Annotated in this window: 24 protein-coding genes; 10 read left to right on the plus strand and 14 right to left on the minus strand. The window is 42.6% G+C overall.

Annotated elements, in window-relative coordinates:
* Window positions 1-73: 73 nt before the first annotated feature.
* On the minus strand, window positions 74-2128 hold the full coding sequence (locus DW091_RS08660; protein ID WP_118518020.1) for a penicillin-binding transpeptidase domain-containing protein: 2055 nt from the start codon (window positions 2126-2128) through the stop codon (window positions 74-76).
* A 193-nt stretch (window positions 2129-2321) separates the two neighbouring features.
* Between DW091_RS08660 and DW091_RS08665 the strand changes: the two genes are divergently transcribed.
* The gene (locus DW091_RS08665) at window positions 2322-2594 is read left to right on the plus strand and encodes a GNAT family N-acetyltransferase (RefSeq protein WP_058694546.1); all 273 of its coding nucleotides are present in this window, start codon (window positions 2322-2324) and stop codon (window positions 2592-2594) included.
* 51 nt (window positions 2595-2645) lie between these two features.
* Here the strand turns inward: DW091_RS08665 and DW091_RS08670 are convergent, their stop codons facing one another.
* Window positions 2646-3191, minus strand: a complete 546-nt coding sequence (locus DW091_RS08670) for a GNAT family N-acetyltransferase (protein ID WP_058694545.1) — start codon at window positions 3189-3191, stop codon at window positions 2646-2648.
* Window positions 3192-3341: 150 nt separating this feature from the next.
* On the opposite strand from DW091_RS08670, the gene DW091_RS08675 reads away from it, so the two are divergent.
* From DW091_RS08675 to DW091_RS08685, 3 genes are read left to right on the plus strand one after another with little or no spacing between them, the layout of a single operon-like run.
* Window positions 3342-3803 (plus strand): ribonuclease domain-containing protein, encoded by a 462-nt coding sequence (locus DW091_RS08675; protein WP_118517950.1) that lies wholly within the window; start codon window positions 3342-3344, stop codon window positions 3801-3803.
* Window positions 3804-3817: 14 nt separating this feature from the next.
* Window positions 3818-4087: a barstar family protein gene (locus tag DW091_RS08680; protein ID WP_074616820.1), complete on the plus strand. Its 270-nt coding sequence runs from the start codon at window positions 3818-3820 to the stop codon at window positions 4085-4087.
* A gap of 17 nt (window positions 4088-4104) precedes the next feature.
* On the plus strand, window positions 4105-4518 hold the full coding sequence (locus DW091_RS08685; protein ID WP_074616819.1) for a S24 family peptidase: 414 nt from the start codon (window positions 4105-4107) through the stop codon (window positions 4516-4518).
* A gap of 63 nt (window positions 4519-4581) precedes the next feature.
* On the opposite strand, the gene DW091_RS08690 is transcribed toward DW091_RS08685, so the two are convergent.
* Entirely contained in the window at window positions 4582-4878 is a 297-nt protein-coding gene (locus tag DW091_RS08690) for a hypothetical protein (RefSeq protein WP_118517951.1), read from the minus strand.
* A 255-nt stretch (window positions 4879-5133) separates the two neighbouring features.
* Between DW091_RS08690 and DW091_RS08695 the strand changes: the two genes are divergently transcribed.
* Window positions 5134-5979: a pirin family protein gene (locus DW091_RS08695; RefSeq protein WP_058694540.1), complete on the plus strand. Its 846-nt coding sequence runs from the start codon at window positions 5134-5136 to the stop codon at window positions 5977-5979.
* Between the two features lie 51 nt (window positions 5980-6030).
* Here DW091_RS08695 and DW091_RS08700 read toward each other — a convergent pair whose 3' ends face one another.
* From DW091_RS08700 to DW091_RS08720, 5 genes are all read right to left on the minus strand, one after another.
* Window positions 6031-6774: an ABC transporter permease gene (locus DW091_RS08700; RefSeq protein WP_118517952.1), complete on the minus strand. Its 744-nt coding sequence runs from the start codon at window positions 6772-6774 to the stop codon at window positions 6031-6033.
* 10 nt (window positions 6775-6784) lie between these two features.
* The gene (locus tag DW091_RS08705; RefSeq protein WP_058694538.1) at window positions 6785-7543 is read right to left on the minus strand and encodes an ABC transporter permease; all 759 of its coding nucleotides are present in this window, start codon (window positions 7541-7543) and stop codon (window positions 6785-6787) included.
* Window positions 7536-8459: an ABC transporter ATP-binding protein gene (locus DW091_RS08710; protein WP_118517953.1), complete on the minus strand. Its 924-nt coding sequence runs from the start codon at window positions 8457-8459 to the stop codon at window positions 7536-7538. The genes DW091_RS08705 and DW091_RS08710 overlap by 8 nt, the downstream gene beginning before the upstream one ends.
* Window positions 8460-8546: 87 nt before the next feature.
* Window positions 8547-9464: a HAMP domain-containing sensor histidine kinase gene (locus tag DW091_RS08715; RefSeq protein WP_118517954.1), complete on the minus strand. Its 918-nt coding sequence runs from the start codon at window positions 9462-9464 to the stop codon at window positions 8547-8549.
* Window positions 9461-10168: a response regulator transcription factor gene (locus DW091_RS08720; RefSeq protein ID WP_118517955.1), complete on the minus strand. Its 708-nt coding sequence runs from the start codon at window positions 10166-10168 to the stop codon at window positions 9461-9463. Before DW091_RS08720 ends, DW091_RS08715 begins: the two co-directional genes overlap by 4 nt.
* A 189-nt stretch (window positions 10169-10357) precedes the next feature.
* Between DW091_RS08720 and DW091_RS08725 the strand changes: the two genes are divergently transcribed.
* Complete coding sequence (locus tag DW091_RS08725) at window positions 10358-10639, plus strand: hypothetical protein (RefSeq protein ID WP_058694534.1); 282 nt, start codon at window positions 10358-10360, stop codon at window positions 10637-10639.
* Between the two features lie 75 nt (window positions 10640-10714).
* Window positions 10715-10927, plus strand: coding sequence for a hypothetical protein (locus DW091_RS08730; protein WP_074616813.1), 213 nt, complete (start codon window positions 10715-10717; stop codon window positions 10925-10927).
* 63 nt (window positions 10928-10990) lie between these two features.
* Here the strand turns inward: DW091_RS08730 and DW091_RS20120 are convergent, their stop codons facing one another.
* Window positions 10991-11158, minus strand: a complete 168-nt coding sequence (locus DW091_RS20120; protein ID WP_013380587.1) for a hypothetical protein — start codon at window positions 11156-11158, stop codon at window positions 10991-10993.
* A gap of 198 nt (window positions 11159-11356) precedes the next feature.
* Between DW091_RS20120 and DW091_RS08735 the strand changes: the two genes are divergently transcribed.
* Window positions 11357-12241 carry an SDR family oxidoreductase gene (locus DW091_RS08735; protein ID WP_118517956.1) on the plus strand — a complete coding sequence of 295 codons (885 nt, stop codon included), beginning with the start codon at window positions 11357-11359 and terminating at the stop codon, window positions 12239-12241.
* Between the two features lie 145 nt (window positions 12242-12386).
* On the opposite strand, the gene DW091_RS08740 is transcribed toward DW091_RS08735, so the two are convergent.
* Window positions 12387-13304, minus strand: a complete 918-nt coding sequence (locus DW091_RS08740) for a ketopantoate reductase family protein (protein WP_118517957.1) — start codon at window positions 13302-13304, stop codon at window positions 12387-12389.
* A gap of 236 nt (window positions 13305-13540) precedes the next feature.
* Here DW091_RS08740 and DW091_RS08745 point away from each other — a divergent pair, with 236 nt between their 5' ends.
* Window positions 13541-14026 (plus strand): TspO/MBR family protein, encoded by a 486-nt coding sequence (locus tag DW091_RS08745; RefSeq protein WP_118517958.1) that lies wholly within the window; start codon window positions 13541-13543, stop codon window positions 14024-14026.
* 66 nt (window positions 14027-14092) lie between these two features.
* Here DW091_RS08745 and DW091_RS08750 read toward each other — a convergent pair whose 3' ends face one another.
* Both DW091_RS08750 and DW091_RS08755 read right to left on the minus strand, forming a co-directional pair.
* Window positions 14093-15349, minus strand: coding sequence for a peptidoglycan DD-metalloendopeptidase family protein (locus DW091_RS08750; RefSeq protein ID WP_158577861.1), 1257 nt, complete (start codon window positions 15347-15349; stop codon window positions 14093-14095).
* A 255-nt stretch (window positions 15350-15604) separates the two neighbouring features.
* The gene (locus tag DW091_RS08755; protein ID WP_118517960.1) at window positions 15605-16048 is read right to left on the minus strand and encodes a GNAT family N-acetyltransferase; all 444 of its coding nucleotides are present in this window, start codon (window positions 16046-16048) and stop codon (window positions 15605-15607) included.
* A 136-nt stretch (window positions 16049-16184) separates the two neighbouring features.
* On the opposite strand from DW091_RS08755, the gene def reads away from it, so the two are divergent.
* A complete protein-coding gene (def, locus tag DW091_RS08760) occupies window positions 16185-16631 on the plus strand; it encodes a peptide deformylase (protein ID WP_058694523.1) in 447 nt (148 codons plus the stop codon).
* Between the two features lie 59 nt (window positions 16632-16690).
* On the opposite strand, the gene DW091_RS08765 is transcribed toward def, so the two are convergent.
* The gene (locus DW091_RS08765; protein WP_118517961.1) at window positions 16691-17170 is read right to left on the minus strand and encodes a DUF2798 domain-containing protein; all 480 of its coding nucleotides are present in this window, start codon (window positions 17168-17170) and stop codon (window positions 16691-16693) included.
* 224 nt (window positions 17171-17394) lie between these two features.
* Window positions 17395-17553 (minus strand): hypothetical protein, encoded by a 159-nt coding sequence (locus DW091_RS20305; protein WP_167495155.1) that lies wholly within the window; start codon window positions 17551-17553, stop codon window positions 17395-17397.
* Between the last annotated feature and the right edge of the window lie 43 nt (window positions 17554-17596).

Here is a 17596-nt window from a genome sequence, read left to right on the forward strand (position 1 = left end):
TTCACTCTATTGTGCTTTTAGTATAACCATCCTGTTATATAAAAGTCAAACCATGTTCCCAAAAATCTGGAATTTAATGTGTCAGCGTCTCAAAGACTGTCTTGACCTTGGGGACAACATAATGGCTTCCACCACGATCCTTGACATCCTCGACCATACTGATGACCATAAGCTGCTGTGCACTTGAAGAGTCAGCGGTAAAGGCATTAAACCAGCCAAGCTCTGTCCCAGAAGTATCTTCCTGGGATGTCTTGATCTCTGCGGTCCCTGTTTTGCCGGCAATGCTCAAGCCGTCAATCTGAGCCTCATGGCCTGTACCCGCTGGACTTTCCACTACCTGTATCAGGTCGTTACGAATGGTATTGCTCACCTCTTTTGTCAAAATCTGCGTCTTCCAATATTCAGCCTGTGCGTTGTCCTTGTATTCGATATAGGGCTTGACCATACTGCCATCATTAACAAAGGCCGAATAAATCGAAGCCATATGCAGCGGGTTCACCAGAACCTGTCCCTGCCCAAAACCGCTGGCCGCCAGCTGCGCTTCACTGTCGAAGGCGCCGCTGTCAGAAATCTGAGATGCTGTCATATCAAGCCCAAAGGGAAGCGTCTCGCCAAACCCCATTTTCTTTAGCGCTTCAGCAAATCGATCCCCTCCGATTTTCAAGGCTGCCTTGGCAAAATAAATATTATCCGAATAGATAAGGGCGTTCTCCAGATTTGCCGGCCCTCTGTATTCCTCCAGTGTAGTGATATTAAAATCTCCCCAGCTGCTGTCCTTCTGCCAGACAAGACCACTTTCTCCAAAGTCCTCATCCGCCGTAAAGGCACCGGTTTGCAGACCAGTGGAACCAGTCACCGGCTTAAATGAGGAACCAGGCGCATAGGTAGCCTCAAAACGGTTAAGCAGTGGATTTGCCGGGTCGGCATTCATACTCTGCCACTGTTCATCGCTTAGCCCCAGTATAAAAGTATTAGCATCGTAGCTCGGCGTACTGACAAGAGCCAGTACTTCACCGGTTTTGGGATTAATGGCCGCCGATGCACTTTTATCCCCTGCAAACTGGTTATAAAGCGCGCTCTGTAAATTCGCATCGATAGTCGTTTTGATATTTTCTCCGCTGACCGCTGCTTTCTCCAGGATGGCGATGCTCTTCACCTCACCATTATTTTCTGTATAACTAATGGAGATGGTTGCCCCTTCCTGACCCCTTAACCGCTTGTCATAAAGTCTTTCAAGACCACTCTTTCCGATAACGCTGGACTCAGTATATCCCTGATCCTTTTTTTCCTCAAGCTCTTCGGCGCTGATCCCCTGTATATAACCTGTGAGCTGCGATGTCTTTTCACCATAGGGATAGACCCGGACCATTTTATCATTGATCATAACGCCCGGTATCTGCAGCAGTGCAGCCTCAAGCTCTGCATTGCCGGCAGCCACTGTTTTTATAGGGACAAAGGTTTCATCGGTTACCCATCCCGCAGATAGGGCAGTCTGAATATTTTCAGTTGTTATTTCGAGAAACTCTGCAACCTTTGCTATATCTGCCTCTCTGGTTTCCGGATTTATTTTTTCAGGAACCAGACCTACAGAGGAAGCCACGCCGGTTGTGGCCAGAAGATTTCCATTACGATCCTCAATATTTCCCCGGTCTGCGGCATCGGTGCTTACATTGACCTTATCCCCATCCTGCAGCGCCGGCAGAATGACTGAAGAATCCCAAACGATCTGATAGGGTTTAAACATACCGTCTTTTTTTAAATTCACAAAGTTCAATTCTTTAAGTGTTCCCGCTACTGTATCCATCGAAGAATCGTAAGTTACCCTTGTATATTTGGAATCAATTTTCTCTGCGTTCTGTATCTTTGTAATGGTCAGGTTCTGTGCTTCGATACCTTCATATATGTTTTTGTTCCGCTCAATAAATTTTTCTTTAGAATAGCTGTCTTGGCTTTCATCACTGATCAGACTGTACATTTTTTCATAATCACGCTGATTGACTGCATCGATATAAGTGTTTAAAGCTTTCTCAGGGGTATTGTTCATATTAAAAATAATAATTGCCACAATACACAGTACAAGCACTGCCCCGATAAGCCCCAGTAGCATCCACAGCCTCTTTTTGTCCATTGTCTTCCCATACTCCGTATTCATTGTTTTTTCCCTTCTTTAAAAAACATAATACATATGTTTCCATATGAAGCCGATTACCTCTTCCTAAAATGATTATATCACATTTTATGGTTAAGTTTAAGAATTTTCGGTATAATAATAAGCGTAATGCCTTATAGCATTAATAAACCATCCCAAGGAGGTCTTTACAATGACATATCAACTGGAAGAAAACCGCATTCTGGCAACTGATGAACACGGCACCGAATTGGGTGAATTGAATTTTACTCAAAATGGTGATGAGTGGATCATTACACATGTAGGCGTATCTGTCGCCGCACGCAGAAAAGGGCTCGGCGGTGCTTTAGTCCAAAAGGCTGTTCAATATGCCAGAGACAAGCATAAAAAAATCACCCCGCTCTGTTCCTTTGCTGTATCCGAATTTGCAAACAACCCGTCCTACAAGAGTGTTTTGGCCGAATAATGAATAAAAAGCCTGCCGTTGTATGCTTCTACAACGGCAGGCTTTTGTATTTCATGGTTTTAATGATTTATGATAAACGGTATCCATTAAAACACCCTTACAGTACTCAAAACGTTCCTCATCAATGGGGTCAGGGTAGGTCATAACATAGAGCGGCAACTCAGGCATGCCTGGTTTCAAAGGCGGTTGATAATACTCGTACTGGTTAAGATGAAAACCCAAATTTTTATAAAACTTGATCCGGCGCTTGGCATCCTCCTCATTGGGGTGCTCTACCTCTAAAAAGATCATCCGGTCATTTTCTTTAAAATATTCTTTGAATATCCGGCTTCCAATACCACCACCTCTTGCCTTTTCAGACACCGCGGCGTGTTCGATAAAATCAAAATCATCAAAAACCCAGACGCCTAAAAGTGCAATGGTTCTGCCCATATCGGTCCGTTTGATCAACAGTTTATAATCGGGCTGTTCTAAAAGTGCTTTCTGTCCTTCATAGGAGCGTTTTTCAGTATCTGGAAACGAAGCGTCTAATATCTCAAAGGCCTCATCAAAGGACGTCTCATCGGCTGTTTCAAAAAAGCTTTCTTCAGTCATCATTTTCCCCTTATGTATTTACAAAATTATAACATTTATTACAGTATAACGAGGGATTATTAAAAACCCCTTAAATCCAATAGAATATACAACATTCAAATTTTGCATGGTCTATGATATAATTGATTCAAACCTAAGGAAAGGAAGTCATTAATGCTAAAGCGTTTATTTAAAGTACTCCTGCCGCTGTTGATGGTTGCACTTCTGATAACAGGCTGCGGCAGCACATTACCAACGGGTACGGATATCACTGGTGGCAGTGTCTCGCAAATTACAGAAAACGGTGCCTACACCTCCAAGGAGGATGTTGCGCTTTATATACACACTTACCAGAAGCTGCCCTCCAACTTTATTACTAAAAAAGAAGCTCAAAAGCTGGGCTGGGACAGTCAGAAAGGAAACCTGGATAAGGTGGCCAAAGGCAAAAGCATCGGCGGCGACCGTTTTGGAAACTATGACAAAAAGCTGCCTGAGGCTAAGGGACGTACATGGAAGGAATGTGATATCAACTATAAAGGCGGCTACCGTGGCGCGGAACGAATTATCTACTCAAGCGACGGTCTGATTTATTATACAAACGATCATTATAACAGCTTTGAAGAAATTATATTTTAAAGGAGCGATTGAGCGTGAGAAGTATTACCCTTGACGGTCAGTTTATGGATACCATCCAGACTGCCCATACATATATTGAAAAAAAGCTTGAAATCCATGATTATTACGGCAAAAACCTCGATGCTCTCTGGGATGCTCTCACAGGCATCGCTACCAGTACCAGACTCGAAATAATTCATTTTAATGCCGCCGAAGCTCATCTGGGCCCTTACGCTGAAAAGCTGCGGCAGGTGTTAATGGACGCTGCTGTGGAAAACACATTTTTGCAGGTTGTATTTTTATAAAGAAAGGTTGTGAAAGCATGAACTGGAATGACAATGTAGAGCTCTTTATCCCCTCCAGTATCACTTCATCCATCGTCAATATTGATGGCAGTATTGAGGCTCCAGAACCCCAGGAATACACCACGGAAAGCCTTCCCAGAAAAATCAGGAACGGCCACGAATATATCATGGTCACTCTGCGCGACCACAGCATGTTCGACCGTTACTATAAAGATGATATTCTAAATATCTGCCTTCAGGAAAACTGCAGTGATGGCCAGGACGCCCTGGTTCTTCTTGAAAACGGAAACGTGCGGCTGCGCCGGGTCTATATCGTGGAGAATACAATCATCCTGAAGCCCCTTAATATTGAGTTTTATAAAGAAGAGACCTATCCCAAAGAAACAGTGAAAATTTTAGGCGTTGTGGAAGGCGCCGTCCGTATTAACTAAAAAAGGCCGTTTAAAACGGCCCCGCAGGAGATGCACAATTGAGTGTGTCTCTTTTTTATTCAGTTAGTTCAACGCTTTTTTTATTTCTTTAATCATTGCCATAGGCAGCGCTGTAATATTATTGACCTCCAGCTCGTTATGCGAGTTTTTAAACAGATATTGAGCAATACAGATTTTATCATCTTCAGATGCCCTCTGAATCCGCTCGATCACCGGTGTTGTTGTAAAGGCAGCATATGCGGGATACGGAATGACTTCACCAGCTCTTATAATAGCCATCATTTCGCCATAATAACGATCAGGATCAATACAGGCCTTCTTCATGGGCTTGTCAACACGTTCATAATCTTTTTTATCCATTACCCTTCCTCCACACTTCATAATGATTATAAATTATATCACAAATTTACCCATTGGGCAAGGTAACCTTAACACACACCCGTTTACAGAGGGACCCGACAATATCCTTGATCTCCTCGTTGCATGCCTCACTTTTTAAACCTTAAAAAATACTTAAACATTCATTATGCCTGTGTTTTATGGGTAGATTTATTCCTACATGATGTATTCATTATGGAATATAAGTGATTTCAAACCATGAAAGCAGGTGTTTTTATGTCAGAACGTAAAATAACCAAAACAGTAAAAGGGCAATATGCCATTGATGGGGCGGGTGTCCATCTGGTAAGAGTATTGGGCAATAATGACGTCCAGGATTTTGATCCGTTTTTAATGCTGGATTCCTTTGATTCTAAAAATCCAGACGATTATATAAAGGGCTTTCCCTTCCATCCCCACAGAGGAATTGAAACAGTCACCTATCTTATCGAAGGAGATATTGAGCATCAGGACAGTCTTGGCAACAGGGGCTCCATCAAATCTGGCCAAAGCCAGTGGATGACTGCAGGAAGTGGTATTCTCCATCAGGAAATGCCGCAGCCTTCGGATCATATGCTGGGGCTTCAGCTCTGGATCAACCTTCCAAAAGATGAAAAAATGGCTGCTCCCGCTTATTTTGACATCACAGGTGACATGATCAAGAAAAAAGCAAGTGATACGGCACTGGTCCGTGTAATCTCCGGTGAATATGAAGGCGTCAAAGGTGTAGAACCTCGTCACATTCAGGCGACTCTTTACGATGTTACAGTAAATGCTGGAAAAACTTTTACCCTCCCCACCAAAACGGAAGATAATGTCTTTATTTTCCTGATTCAAGGGGACGCCGTGATCGAAGGAAAAAACATTGATGAAAAAACAGCGGTGTTGTTTGGCTCCGGTGATTCCATCACCGTTAAAGCCCCGGATGGACAGGATTCCCGATTTGTCTTTTTCTCTGGAAAACGGCTTGATGAGCCTGTGGCCTGGGGCGGTCCCATTGTTATGAACACTCGTGAGGAGCTCATGCATGCTTTTGAGGAGCTAGAGGAAGGTACCTTTATCAAGCACGAAGCTATCCGTTAACCTTAAATGTGAAAAGTGTCGGCAACACTTAAATGCCGGCACTTTTTTTATTTAAAAATCCTTCTTCCGCTTTCCTGTCCTGTGTATCATGACTACCGTGAACAATAAAACAAGAACCAGAACCATCAGGGAAATGACAGGGTTATAATAATTGTATTTCGCCCCGGAGCTCTGATAATCAATGAGGCTGAGGCCCGCTGTTAACGGCCACAGATTCACGAGGGTGGGGCTGTTCGCTGCCATAATTCCCAAAAATCCCATAAAAAAAGCAATGACGGTGCTGGCCAGATACCCTTTTCTGAAATAGGCCGTAACAATAAAAAGCGGCAGCATGGCAATAAAGGTCGTGAACCCAATGACCGTAAACTTATAAAAGTAGCTGAGCAACAGAAGAACCGTAATACTCTCACCTACACCCAGCATAAAGGCCGCACCAATGGTCATGATATACTCTAAAATTACCAAAAACTCAGTGACAACGGCGATAATGATAAGTTTGGCTGCCAACAGTTTTGATTCTGAAACTGGCACTATTAATACTGCGGGCATGGTACGGTCTGTGAGCTCTCGCTTTAAAATAAAACCACCGATAAGTGTAATGGTAAAAGGCTGGAGCAGAGTGAGCCCATCCCAGAGCACAAAATCAGCTATTCCTGGAAAGTCTAGGCCATAAAAACGCATGCTCCATGCTTGATACACTGCAATCATCACAGTCCCGAGAGTGGTAAATACCCCTAAAATCAAAATATTATAGCGTTTAAGTTTGAAAAATTCTACCTGTATTAAAGCACTCATATATTTCCTCCTAATTTTCCTGCTGTTTATAAATGAAGATAGCCAGTCCGATCGAAACCAGAGCCACTGCAATCAGGCAGGCGAGCGATACCCCAGCTGGATACATGAGATAATGATAAAAGTCAATGCTCTCCTGGGGAAGCTTTTCAATATTCAGGTTGTGCTGCATGATAACAAGCTGAAAAACCGCCATCATGGGAAACATGACCTTTACGCCGACTAAAAGAACCGAGAAACTGCTGATAGCGTAAATAAAAGATATAATCACCGCAAAGATATATCCCTTTTTAAACAGCAATATGAGCGTAATCATAGGGGTGATGGCTAAAAATACAAATACAGCCAGCATCAGTGTATCCTGAACTGCGGTTATTCTGAATTCTGCCAGTCCGCCATTCAGCAGAAAAAAACTCAGAAAGATGCAGACCAGCAGCCCCAAAACACAGTAGGCAACAGATAAGATCAGCAATACTGTCATCTTGGACAGAACAAGAGCTGTTTTACTCACAGGCACCATAATGATATTCTTGAGAGTATCATAATCTTCTTCTCTGTAAAACAGGGTAGCTGCCGCGATACACAGCACACAGGGCAAAAATAACAGACCTCCGTAAACCAGCATGCCCTGAAAGAGGTTTTGAAAGCCCAGGTTATCACGGATACACACCACACACCATGGTAGCGGCACCAGCAAAGATGCCAGCAGTGTCAAAATGATGAATTTCTGCCGTTTGATTTTCATAAATTCGGCCTGGATCAAGTTAAGCAATTCCCTCACCTCCGGTGATCTTTTTAAAATAATCCTCGAGGGTCTCCTCACACAAATCGGATCGGCTCACAGCTATTTCATTCATCATAAACGCTTTATTAATTTCTGCGATATCCTGACTTGTGTCCAGCACCCTCAGGCTGTGGTCATCCTCGATAACATAATGTGTGATTCCCAAAAACTGTTCAAGCACTCTGGCGGCCTTAGCCGTCGAGGAGACTTTAAAGGCAATATAGCATTCATTCTTTTTCTGCAGAGCTGCCAGACTGTTTTCCTCCAGAAGAACACCGTTGTGGAGTATGCCAATATCGTCGGCCAGAAGAGCAATTTCGGGTAAAATATGGCTTGATATTAAAATGGTTTTTCCTCGTTCCTCGCTTAAAAACCGAATGAATTTCCGGACTTCGGCAATGCCGATAGGGTCCAGTCCATTGGTTGGCTCATCGAGAATCAAAAGCTCTGGATCATGTATGATGGCATTTGCAATTCCGAGGCGCTGCTTCATGCCCAGTGAATATTTTGAAAAAAGCTTTTTATCATTATAGGGAAGTCCTACAAGCTCCAGCGCCTCCTTAACCGCGCTCGGGCTTACTATCCCCCTAAGCTTGGCAAATACATTCAGGTTTTCTGTCCCTGTGAGATTAGGATAAAAGCCAGGGGCTTCAATAATCGCACCAATACGGGGATAAATGTCTTTCTGACGCGCCCCGACCCCCTGGCCGAAGATTTCAATTTCTCCCTCCGTTATATGGGTAAGACCCATCATCATTTTCATAATTGTTGTTTTTCCCGCGCCATTTCGGCCTAAAAGACCATAAATTTTTCCATTCCTTACATGAAGATCGACGTGGTCTACAACGGTTTGCTCACCATAGGTTTTGGTTAAATCCTTTGTCTGAATGATCAGTTTATGCATTTGTTTCGCTCCTTTTCTTTTGCTGCTTTTCAGTATAGGAAAAATAGCTTGTACATTCATTACCAAAACCTTGCATTTTTCTAGTTTTTAGCATAAAGGCAGAACAACTGTAAAAACAGTGCCCTGATATAAAACACTGTCTGCCTGAATGGTTCCTCCATTTGCCTGAACCAGTTCCTTTGTAATGGCCAGCCCAAGGCCGCTGCCCGCGCAACTTCTCGATGAATCGCATTTGTACAGCCGCTCAAAAATATGGGGAAGCTGATCGGGGGCAATGCCGCTCCCATTATCTTTTACCCAGAGCATTACGCTGCTTTCACACCTCTCGATACCGATTTCAAGCGAAGAACACCCGCTGTGCTTTACGGCATTTTGGACAAGGTTATTCAGGATACGGTTCCATGAACGCGTATCAAGCCTGACCTGGTATTCTTCATCTGGGATATGGACCGTGTAGTCAAGATTGTTTTCCTCAAATAACGGAATCCAGTCGATAAGTCCATTCCTGGTGAGCTCACATATGTCCTGCTCCTCAAAAGAAAAAGGGTATTCCCTTGACTCCAGCTTGAACCAGTCAAAAAGAACGTCCACATAATCTTTAAGATCATAAGCCTTTGACCAGACAATGCCCAGATACCTTTTCCCCTCCTCAGTTTCTGTCTTTTCGCTGTTTAATACGTCCAGATAGCCGATAAGAGAAGTGAGCGGAGTCCGGACATCGTGGGACAAATTGGTCATCAGCTGTCGGTTTGTCCTTTCAATTTTCTTCAACGAAGCAATTTCACGCTCACTGTTCATGACAATTTTATTGATTTTATAGCAAAGTTCTGCGGTCATATCACCCTTTCTCGCTAAAATCCGGCGATTTAAATTGCCTTTCTCAATTTCATCAAGAATAATACCGGCCTTTATCATCTGCTTTTTAACCTTAAAAAGCCGGATGCTCAGAATCAAAACAGCTGCAAGGAGTATCAAACACAGAACTGTCAAAACTGTGGCGTTCATAAAACAGCCTCTTTATTAAAACGATAGCCCACACCCCAGATCGTTTGAATATAGCTTGCTTCCTGATCTTTTTTCTCAATCTTTCTGCGCAGCTTACTGATATAGGCCATCATATTCCCATCATCAAAGGCATACTCCTCTTGCCATATCTGTGTATAGAGCTGTTTCTTGGTAAAAACCTGTCCAGGATTTTCTGCCAGAAAGCAGAGAAGATCAAATTCTTTGTTTGTTAACGCAATCTTTTTTTCCTGTATGCTGACACTTCTTTCCACCGGATTGATTAACAGACCTCCTTTAAAAGCAAGTCTACTCTCTTTGCATGGGTTATCATGATTTAAGATGGTATAGCGCCGAATTAGGGATTCCACACGGGCCATGAATTCATTAATCGAAAAGGGCTTTGTGAGGTAGTCGTCTGCGCCGCTTTTCAGGCCTAGTATTTTATCATTTTCACTGTCTCTGGCTGTCAGCATCAGCACTGGTGTACTTTTTGTTTTTCGAATCTCGTTAAGAACGTCAAATCCGCTCATCTCGGGCAGCATCACATCCAGTATAACCAGTGTGGCCTCTTTTTCTTCCAGACGGTTTAATCCCGTGGCACCAGTGTGCACAGCACATACCTCGTATCCATCTCGTTCAAGACATCTTAAAAGCAGAGAACAAAGCTCCACATCATCGTCGATTATCAATATTCTTTTACGCATTCATTTTCCCTTCCTTATTCATTAAGCTTAATTTCAGTATAATCCTGTCTCTCATGCCAGACAACTTAAAAATTCTTAAATTTAACCAACAGATTTATTAAAATTTTAATGCTTTTAAACAGAAACCTCTGTTACTTTTAAACTAAATTGGTTATACTAAAACCATACGTTAGTTAAAAGGAGGCCCCTATGAAGGATCAAGAAATTGAAAAAGTCCAACAGGATAAAGAACCTGAAAAAAAGAGCAATTTAAAAACAAAAATCATCTTATACGTTGTGGGAATCGCCATTATTTTTGTCATTGGAATGGTTGTTGGCATTCGTTTCAGCTTTGCTGTCCAGTCCTCTGTTTTTTACTTGCAGCGAGCATTCACATGGCTTATCTTTATTTTAGTCATCCTTGCCATTATTGCCATTCCCATCGGCTGGAAAGTTTATAAGTATCATAAAGAAAAAGAGAAAAGCCAATAGTGTCAGACTTATTTGCTTTGTTCTGCTTTGTTTTGGGTATGATTTATTCATACTATAAAAAAGGAGTGTACGGACATGGACAAAACTGTATTTTTAAAGGAATACCTCTCTGACCAGATGGCAAAGAACGCGTTTAACGAAAATGGACAGATGGAGATAAATATTTTTGAAATCTTTTCACAAAAGGATGTACAGCAGGCAGCCCAAGCCCTTGGATGCCAAATTGATAATAATAATACGCCTATTGGCAGCTTTTGGATTTATGATCATCAGCAAAAGAAGTCTTAATAGGCTTCTTTTTTTCTGCATGAAAAAAAGCTGCGCGGCCGCGCAGCTTATATACCGTAAGGTTTATTCTTTTTCGTCTTCTTCCAAAGCTCTTGCCCCAAAGAATTTTTTATCTTTGTCATTGCCTTCCATACCCTTACCGTCATTGGTTGGGCGTTCCTTTTCACCGGCACGCTGTTCAATAACGCCTTCGCCGTCGTTAGTTGGTTCAATTCTTTTATCATCTTTCATAATGAGTTCCTCCATTAATAATTGTTAACTATTGTTTACCCGATTTTTATGTCTCCTTATCACTTCTCTCAAATGTTCAAGCTTTTGTTCAGAATCGAGAAAAGCTTTAATAACCCTAAAAGGAAAAGCTCTATTGTCGCTTTAAAAAGTGAATGGGTATCCAATTAATATAAATTTTAAAAAGAAAGGCGTAATATTATGAAAAGTGAAAAAGAAAATCAGGTAAACATACAAACTCAGGAACCGCAAAAAGGCTATTACATCGATGATTCCACTAAAAATGTTTCACCTGAACCTGTAATGGAAAATCCGGAATATCAGGGCAGCGGAAAGCTTAAAGACAAAGTTGCTGTCATTACTGGCGGAGACAGCGGAATCGGTGGCGCCGTAGCAATCGCCTTTGCCAAAGAAGGCGCAAAGCTCGCCATTCTATATCTGGATTCCGATGATGACGCTGCCGCCATTGTCAGGCGCGTGAAAGAGCTGGGCGCAGAAGCCCTCTCCATAAAGGGAGATGTCGGTGATGACGCTTTTGTAAAGAAAGGCGTGAGCAAGATTATTGAGCAATATGGCCATATTGATGTATTAATAAACAATGCTGGCGAACAGCACGTAGCAGAGAGTATTACTGAGATTTCACCAGCCCAGCTTGACCGAACATTCCGAACAAATATTTTCAGTATGTTTTACATGGTCAAAGCTGTCCTGCCTCATCTCAACAAAGGGGCTGCCATTGTAAACACAACCTCTGTAACAGCATACCGCGGGAGCTCTACTCTTCTGGACTACTCTGCCACAAAGGGCGCCATCGTCTCCTTTACCCGGGCGTTGTCGAGCAATCAGGAGATTCTTGGTAAAGCGATTCGTGTAAACGGCGTTGCTCCCGGGCCGATCTGGACACCACTTATCCCGGCCACTTTCAGCAAGGAGCATGTTAAACGGTTTGGCAAAGATGTCCCGCTTGACCGGCCCGGTCAGCCCTACGAACTGGCACCGGCTTATGTCTATCTTGCCAGTAATGACTCAAGCTATGTAACAGGACAGGTAATTCATGTAAACGGCGGCGAAGTCGTCAATGGATAACTTTGACTGATTAAAAAGGCCAGCACAGGCTGGCCTTTTTTACGCAAAAAATACCCCTCAGTCACACTGAAGGGTATCACAGAGATCTCTTCGATCCCACCGCTCTTTAAGCGGCTATTTTTAATTTACCCCGATGGGAGTCTTTTTAATCATATGCCTCCTCTATTTTATGAATCTGTTCATAGAGATAATCATTGACTGGCGTTTCAAAGCTGTGTTTTTTCCCAAGCTTGCAGATGGTTCCTGAAAAAAGGTCCACCTCGGTTTTACGATGCGCCTTGGTATCCTGCCGCATAGAGGGCATTCCCTCAGGGTTCAGACTATCCAAAACCCGCAGCCACTCCGCAATGTCCGCTTCTGTCAGACAAACTCCCTCGTAAGCCGCCGCTATCCGAGCTTCTTCCATAGCCTTCAGCATCAGATCTCTGGCCTCGCCCTCTTTCTGAAGCCCTCCGTAATTTGTCTCAAAAACCGCTGCGGTCTGGTTGACACCAGTGTTCAGCATGAGCTTGTTCCACAGACAATAGTGAATATCGCAAGGAATTTTATAAGGAATATCGGCCGTCTCCAGTATCTTTGCAACAGCCTGCAGTGGCACTGTTCTGGTGTTATCCTGGCTCCCCAGCAATAAAATGCCACCGTTATCGTAGTGGACATCAGAGCCCTCTTTCACTGCGTCCATCCCCTGAGCCACGCAATAAAGCAAATGCTCCTGCCCAAAGGCCTCCGCAATCACCTCTTCACTGGCAATGCCATTGAGCAATGAAATAATCATGGTCTCTCTGCCCACAAAATTACGGATACTTTTCACTGCCTGGTCGATTCCGGTATATTTTACCGCGACAATAATAAGGTCCACAGTTTCGGTTTTCATTGTATCCTCAACATAGCGAAAGTCACAGATCTTTCCATTACAGGTAAAAGGGGTTTTCTTGTAACGCGCAGTACGTTCTTGATCCGCGATGAAATAAACACGTTCATTACCAAAAGCTTCGGTCAGGCGGCTTCCATACAGCACGCCCAGTGCACCGGCGCCGATTAATGCGATTTTATTTATTTTCATTTCTGCCTCGTGATGTTTTTTATTTATTATCCCATATTCCCAGAAACAAGTCCAATTTAAGCATAAAAATAGAAGCAATTTGTCTGCTTCTATTTTCTTTCTTTGCCATATATATACACCTTTTTCACTTGGAATAATCCATGCTTTATTAAAATTTCAGATTATTAGTGTGTTTGGTTTTAAAGGAGCGACTCCGGGTAAATTACTTATATACATTATCGAAAGGATTGATTATAATGTCTGAATTATTTAAAAAAACAAACCCAAAACGTTTGGCTGCCTGTTTAGCCGTCCCTTTGGCTCTTGGCTCTGTTGTCGGCAAGGCTATATCTAAAGATGTAAAAGAATATTCTGAATTGGATAAGCCCAGCTTTGCACCGCCTAAATGGGCATTTCCAGTGGCCTGGACAACCCTTTACGCATTGATGGGGCTTGCAAAGTACAAGGCTCTGGAAGCCGCAGACGATGAACAGGAAATGGCTATTCACAAAGCAGACGGACTCCAGCTCAGTCTTAACTTTATCTGGTCTTTTCTGTTTTTTAAATTTCATTTAAGGGGTACAGCTCTGATCGAAATGTCTATTCTCCTCTTGACAATTCTCTATACTGCTAAAGAATACGCCAAGGTAAGTAAAACGGCCGCAAGGCTTATGCTGCCATATATTCTCTGGGTCTCTTTTGCCCTCTGCCTGAACGCCTCGGTATGGTATAAAAACAAATAACTCTCTGATAAAGTAAAAAACAAGGTACCAGATTTATCTGGCATCTTGTTTTTTATTGTCCTTTTATTACCAGTGCATATAGTTTAAGGGATCGACGTAGTTTCCATTAACCAGGAAACTTAAATGAAGGTGATTACCGGTGGATGTTCCAGTCGTTCCAACAGCGCCGACGTGTTGTCCCTGGCGCACGGATTGTCCTTTAGAAACGTCAATAGAACTTAGATGACCAAAAAGGACAGTTCCACCATCAACAGCAATCATAATACAGTTTCCATAGCCGCCGTTCCAACCCGCAAAGGTTACAACTCCATCACCCGGTGACCAAACTGATGTACCACCTGGGGCTGCCATATCACAACCACTGTGCCATGTCCATGTACCATATACGGGATGGATACGATCACCAAACATATCATCCCATTCTACGGGGTGGTATTCTGAAGAAATTGGCCAAATAAGGCCTACAGAAGGTGCCGGTCCCGGATCAGGAACAGGGTTTTCATTACCTCCACCATTATTATCCCCTGTGCCTTCATTACCTTCGCCGTTCTCACCAGTGTTTCCCGGAACGTTACCTTGTCCAATTTCATTTTCACCTTGAACAGCCAGTCTGGCCAACTCGTCATCCGCCGCATCATAAATTGCTTGTTCGGCTTCAACTTTAGCCTGCAATTCGTTGATGACATGTTGATTTTCTGCCAGAAGCTGTTTTTCTTGTTCACGTATATCATTCTGGCTGGCTAGCGCAATCTCCTGTTCCTGCTTCAAGGACTCCAGCTGCTTTTTATCGGCTTTTATCTCCTCCTGCTGTGTTTTGACTTGTTTTGCGGTTGTCTCCAAAGCATTGACCGCGTTTCGGTCAGCCTGGGCAATCAGGCGGATCATGTCTGCTTTGGCGATAAAATCAGTAAAGCTGGTTGAAGAGAAAAGGACGCTGGCGTAGCCTTCATTGCCAAACATATACATGACTCTCAGACGTTCCTCCAGGTCTTTTTCCTGTTCAGCCTGCTTTGCCTGAGTGCCTGCGAGCTGCTGGTTCTTTGCTTCAAGATTTGTATTGATCTCGCTGATCTGTCCATCAAAGGCGTTGACCTTGTCTGTGATGGTCTTGATTTTTTCCTCAGCCTTATTGATCTCATTTTCGATTCCCTCAGCCGTGTTCTGCTTCATATCAATTTGATATTCATATTCTGCCTTCTTCTGGCTGGCTTCTGTCTTTTTTTTCTGGAGTTCTTCCTCTGATTCGGCATAAACCGGTGAAAGAACGGCTGATATAAAAAATAATAATACCAATGTCAAAGAGAAAATGGACTTCTTTTTCATGTTTTCCTCCTGGCTTTCAAATAGTATTTTCATTATAACACAAAACGACCGATTTATTGATTGAGCCGTGCTTATAAAAACAAAAAAGATCTATTTGAATTTAGCTTTTTGTTTTATAGATTCTTACCCTTAACGATTAAAAATACCCTTATTTAACAAAAATAAAAAATGCGTAAATCCAAGCCAGAATTTACACATTTGCTACTCGGTAGATTTATTCTATCATATTTTCCGTAAAACCAAACATGATTTTATTCACTTTATACACAGCCAGTTAGATTCCTCGACAAAGCCATATTTTTTATAAACCGGCATTCCGAATTTTGATGCGCGAAGGCGTATTACAGTGATTCTGCAGCTTTTCACTTCCCTTACCAGTATATCCAATATTTTTGTGGCAATACCCTTTCCACGGTATACAGGCTCTGTAAACATATTGGTAATATAGGCAGACATTCCAGTTTTATTTGAATAGCTCGGCGGATAGGCATAAAAAACAACCGCACCCGTAGCTATAATTTTTCCGTTTTCTACTGCCAACATCTCAATCATCGTATTGTCCTCGAAGCTTTTTCTGAAAAAAGCCTTCAACTCATCATCAATACTGAATACTGGGTCCAGTCCTTCATGAATTAACTGTCTCTTTCGGATTTCACATAAGAGATCAAGATCCTCAATAGTCGCTTTTCGGTAATGCAAAATTATTTCCTCCCCGAGCGTTCATTTTTCTTTTTATTATAGCATGCTTTCCCTTTTTATGACACAAAAAGGAAACATTGACATCATAAATTTCTCAGTATACAATGTTTTTAGAATACTTGTCAAGGAGAATGCCATGCCAAAGCTTCCGCTTCACTATAATGATGATCCTGTTTTAAAACAGAAATGCCAGAAGGTTCAAGAGGTTGACGACTCGGTCCGCAGCCTGCTGGATGACATGATGAATACCCTGCTGCTTACACCCGGCGCTGCCGCCTTAGCTGCTAACCAGGCCGGTATTCTTCTCCAGCTCATTGTCATTGATTACGCAGGCTACCATCTGAAGCTTGTCAACCCAGAAATCCTGGACACAGAGGGATCACGGGAATGCATTGAATCCTGTCTAAGCTTCCCAGGACGGCATATAAGGACCCTGCGGCCCAGGGCTGTCAAGGTACGCGCCCAGGATGAAAACGGCGATGTAATCTATTTGAATGTCAGCGGAGAGATGGCAAAATGTCTCTGCCACGAGATCGACCATCTGCGAGGTATTGTTTTCACTGATCGGGCTCTCTCCTACTAAATGGACCCATAAAAAAGAGCATCGTCTGGCTTTTCTGCCTGCCGATGCTCAGATAGTGCTTATTCAAATTCTTCAGCCATCTGCTTCCTAAACAGCATTCTGAAAACAAAACGCACACAGGGTCCTGCAAAAAATATTTGCCAGAACAGAGCCATTGGAAAATTCATGACCGTTGTCTGGAACCACACAGCAATGATCTCACTTCCAGGATTTTTAAATAAGACGGTCGCAACCAGGCTCATCATTGGGCACATCAGACAAACGGTTATTGCCGATATGGCGAAAACGATAAAGATGGGCTCATTGGATTCAGGTGCTATAATTCTAAAAGCCAGTTTCTGCGCCAGCTTTTCAACCACAAACAGCTCAAGGATAACCGCAACGGGCCACATAAATGTCAGCTCGTGAAAAGCCAGCAAGAACACTGCATTGCTCAGTCCGCCCTTGTCCAGTGCAATATTGTAGCAGATTAAAGCATAAACCATGACCAGGGCCATTAACAGTGTGAAAATAACGTTTTGTAATTTTGTTTTTGGCATTTAAATTTCTCCTTTTCTGACAAAATGAAAAAAGAGTTGAAAAACGACAGCTGTGTTGTTCGTTGTCATCTGCCAGTTTTACAGATGTGTCGTTTCCAATTAAATACCAAAAAGCTCTAACTCTTATTCAATTGTTTTACAATCTTATATTAACATAAAAAGCAGCGTGATGTAATAGTTTTTTTAATGTAATGGACCTCTTTTTGTAAATTTTCAGCCCTGTATCAGCTGATCATATTTACTTTCTTTTTAAACTCTCTTATGACCTCTTCTATGGTGAGTCCCTGGAGCTCTTCTTCAGTCTGCTGGATGATTCCGTTGACTAATCCGTCGGTGTAAAAAATATCCAAATAATAACCTTTGTACTCTTGTGCATTTCTCATAAGTAACATTCCTTCTTTCCTAGGTTTTTATTATAACAGATTC

Origin of the sequence: Eubacterium sp. AM05-23, assembly GCF_003477535.1 — a bacterium.
Lineage (GTDB): Bacteria > Bacillota > Clostridia > Eubacteriales > Eubacteriaceae > Eubacterium > Eubacterium maltosivorans.

Excerpts from the sequence above, each read along its gene's own strand:
- DW091_RS08660 (WP_118518020.1), bottom strand. The coding sequence starts at position 2,128 with ATGGACAAAAAGAGGCTGTGGATGCTACTGGGGCTTATCGGGGCAGTG.
- DW091_RS08665 (WP_058694546.1), top strand. The coding sequence starts at position 2,322 with ATGACATATCAACTGGAAGAAAACCGCATTCTGGCAACTGATGAACAC.
- DW091_RS08670 (WP_058694545.1), bottom strand. The coding sequence starts at position 3,191 with ATGATGACTGAAGAAAGCTTTTTTGAAACAGCCGATGAGACGTCCTTT.
- DW091_RS08675 (WP_118517950.1), top strand. The coding sequence starts at position 3,342 with ATGCTAAAGCGTTTATTTAAAGTACTCCTGCCGCTGTTGATGGTTGCA.
- DW091_RS08685 (WP_074616819.1), top strand. The coding sequence starts at position 4,105 with ATGAACTGGAATGACAATGTAGAGCTCTTTATCCCCTCCAGTATCACT.
- DW091_RS08690 (WP_118517951.1), bottom strand. The coding sequence starts at position 4,878 with ATGGATAAAAAAGATTATGAACGTGTTGACAAGCCCATGAAGAAGGCC.
- DW091_RS08695 (WP_058694540.1), top strand. The coding sequence starts at position 5,134 with ATGTCAGAACGTAAAATAACCAAAACAGTAAAAGGGCAATATGCCATT.
- DW091_RS08700 (WP_118517952.1), bottom strand. The coding sequence starts at position 6,774 with ATGAGTGCTTTAATACAGGTAGAATTTTTCAAACTTAAACGCTATAAT.
- DW091_RS08710 (WP_118517953.1), bottom strand. The coding sequence starts at position 8,459 with ATGCATAAACTGATCATTCAGACAAAGGATTTAACCAAAACCTATGGT.
- DW091_RS08715 (WP_118517954.1), bottom strand. The coding sequence starts at position 9,464 with ATGAACGCCACAGTTTTGACAGTTCTGTGTTTGATACTCCTTGCAGCT.
- DW091_RS08720 (WP_118517955.1), bottom strand. The coding sequence starts at position 10,168 with ATGCGTAAAAGAATATTGATAATCGACGATGATGTGGAGCTTTGTTCT.
- DW091_RS08725 (WP_058694534.1), top strand. The coding sequence starts at position 10,358 with ATGAAGGATCAAGAAATTGAAAAAGTCCAACAGGATAAAGAACCTGAA.
- DW091_RS08730 (WP_074616813.1), top strand. The coding sequence starts at position 10,715 with ATGGACAAAACTGTATTTTTAAAGGAATACCTCTCTGACCAGATGGCA.
- DW091_RS20120 (WP_013380587.1), bottom strand. The coding sequence starts at position 11,158 with ATGAAAGATGATAAAAGAATTGAACCAACTAACGACGGCGAAGGCGTT.
- DW091_RS08735 (WP_118517956.1), top strand. The coding sequence starts at position 11,357 with ATGAAAAGTGAAAAAGAAAATCAGGTAAACATACAAACTCAGGAACCG.
- DW091_RS08740 (WP_118517957.1), bottom strand. The coding sequence starts at position 13,304 with ATGAAAATAAATAAAATCGCATTAATCGGCGCCGGTGCACTGGGCGTG.
- DW091_RS08745 (WP_118517958.1), top strand. The coding sequence starts at position 13,541 with ATGTCTGAATTATTTAAAAAAACAAACCCAAAACGTTTGGCTGCCTGT.
- DW091_RS08750 (WP_158577861.1), bottom strand. The coding sequence starts at position 15,349 with ATGAAAAAGAAGTCCATTTTCTCTTTGACATTGGTATTATTATTTTTT.
- def (WP_058694523.1), top strand. The coding sequence starts at position 16,185 with ATGCCAAAGCTTCCGCTTCACTATAATGATGATCCTGTTTTAAAACAG.
- DW091_RS08765 (WP_118517961.1), bottom strand. The coding sequence starts at position 17,170 with ATGCCAAAAACAAAATTACAAAACGTTATTTTCACACTGTTAATGGCC.
- DW091_RS20305 (WP_167495155.1), bottom strand. The coding sequence starts at position 17,553 with ATGAGAAATGCACAAGAGTACAAAGGTTATTATTTGGATATTTTTTAC.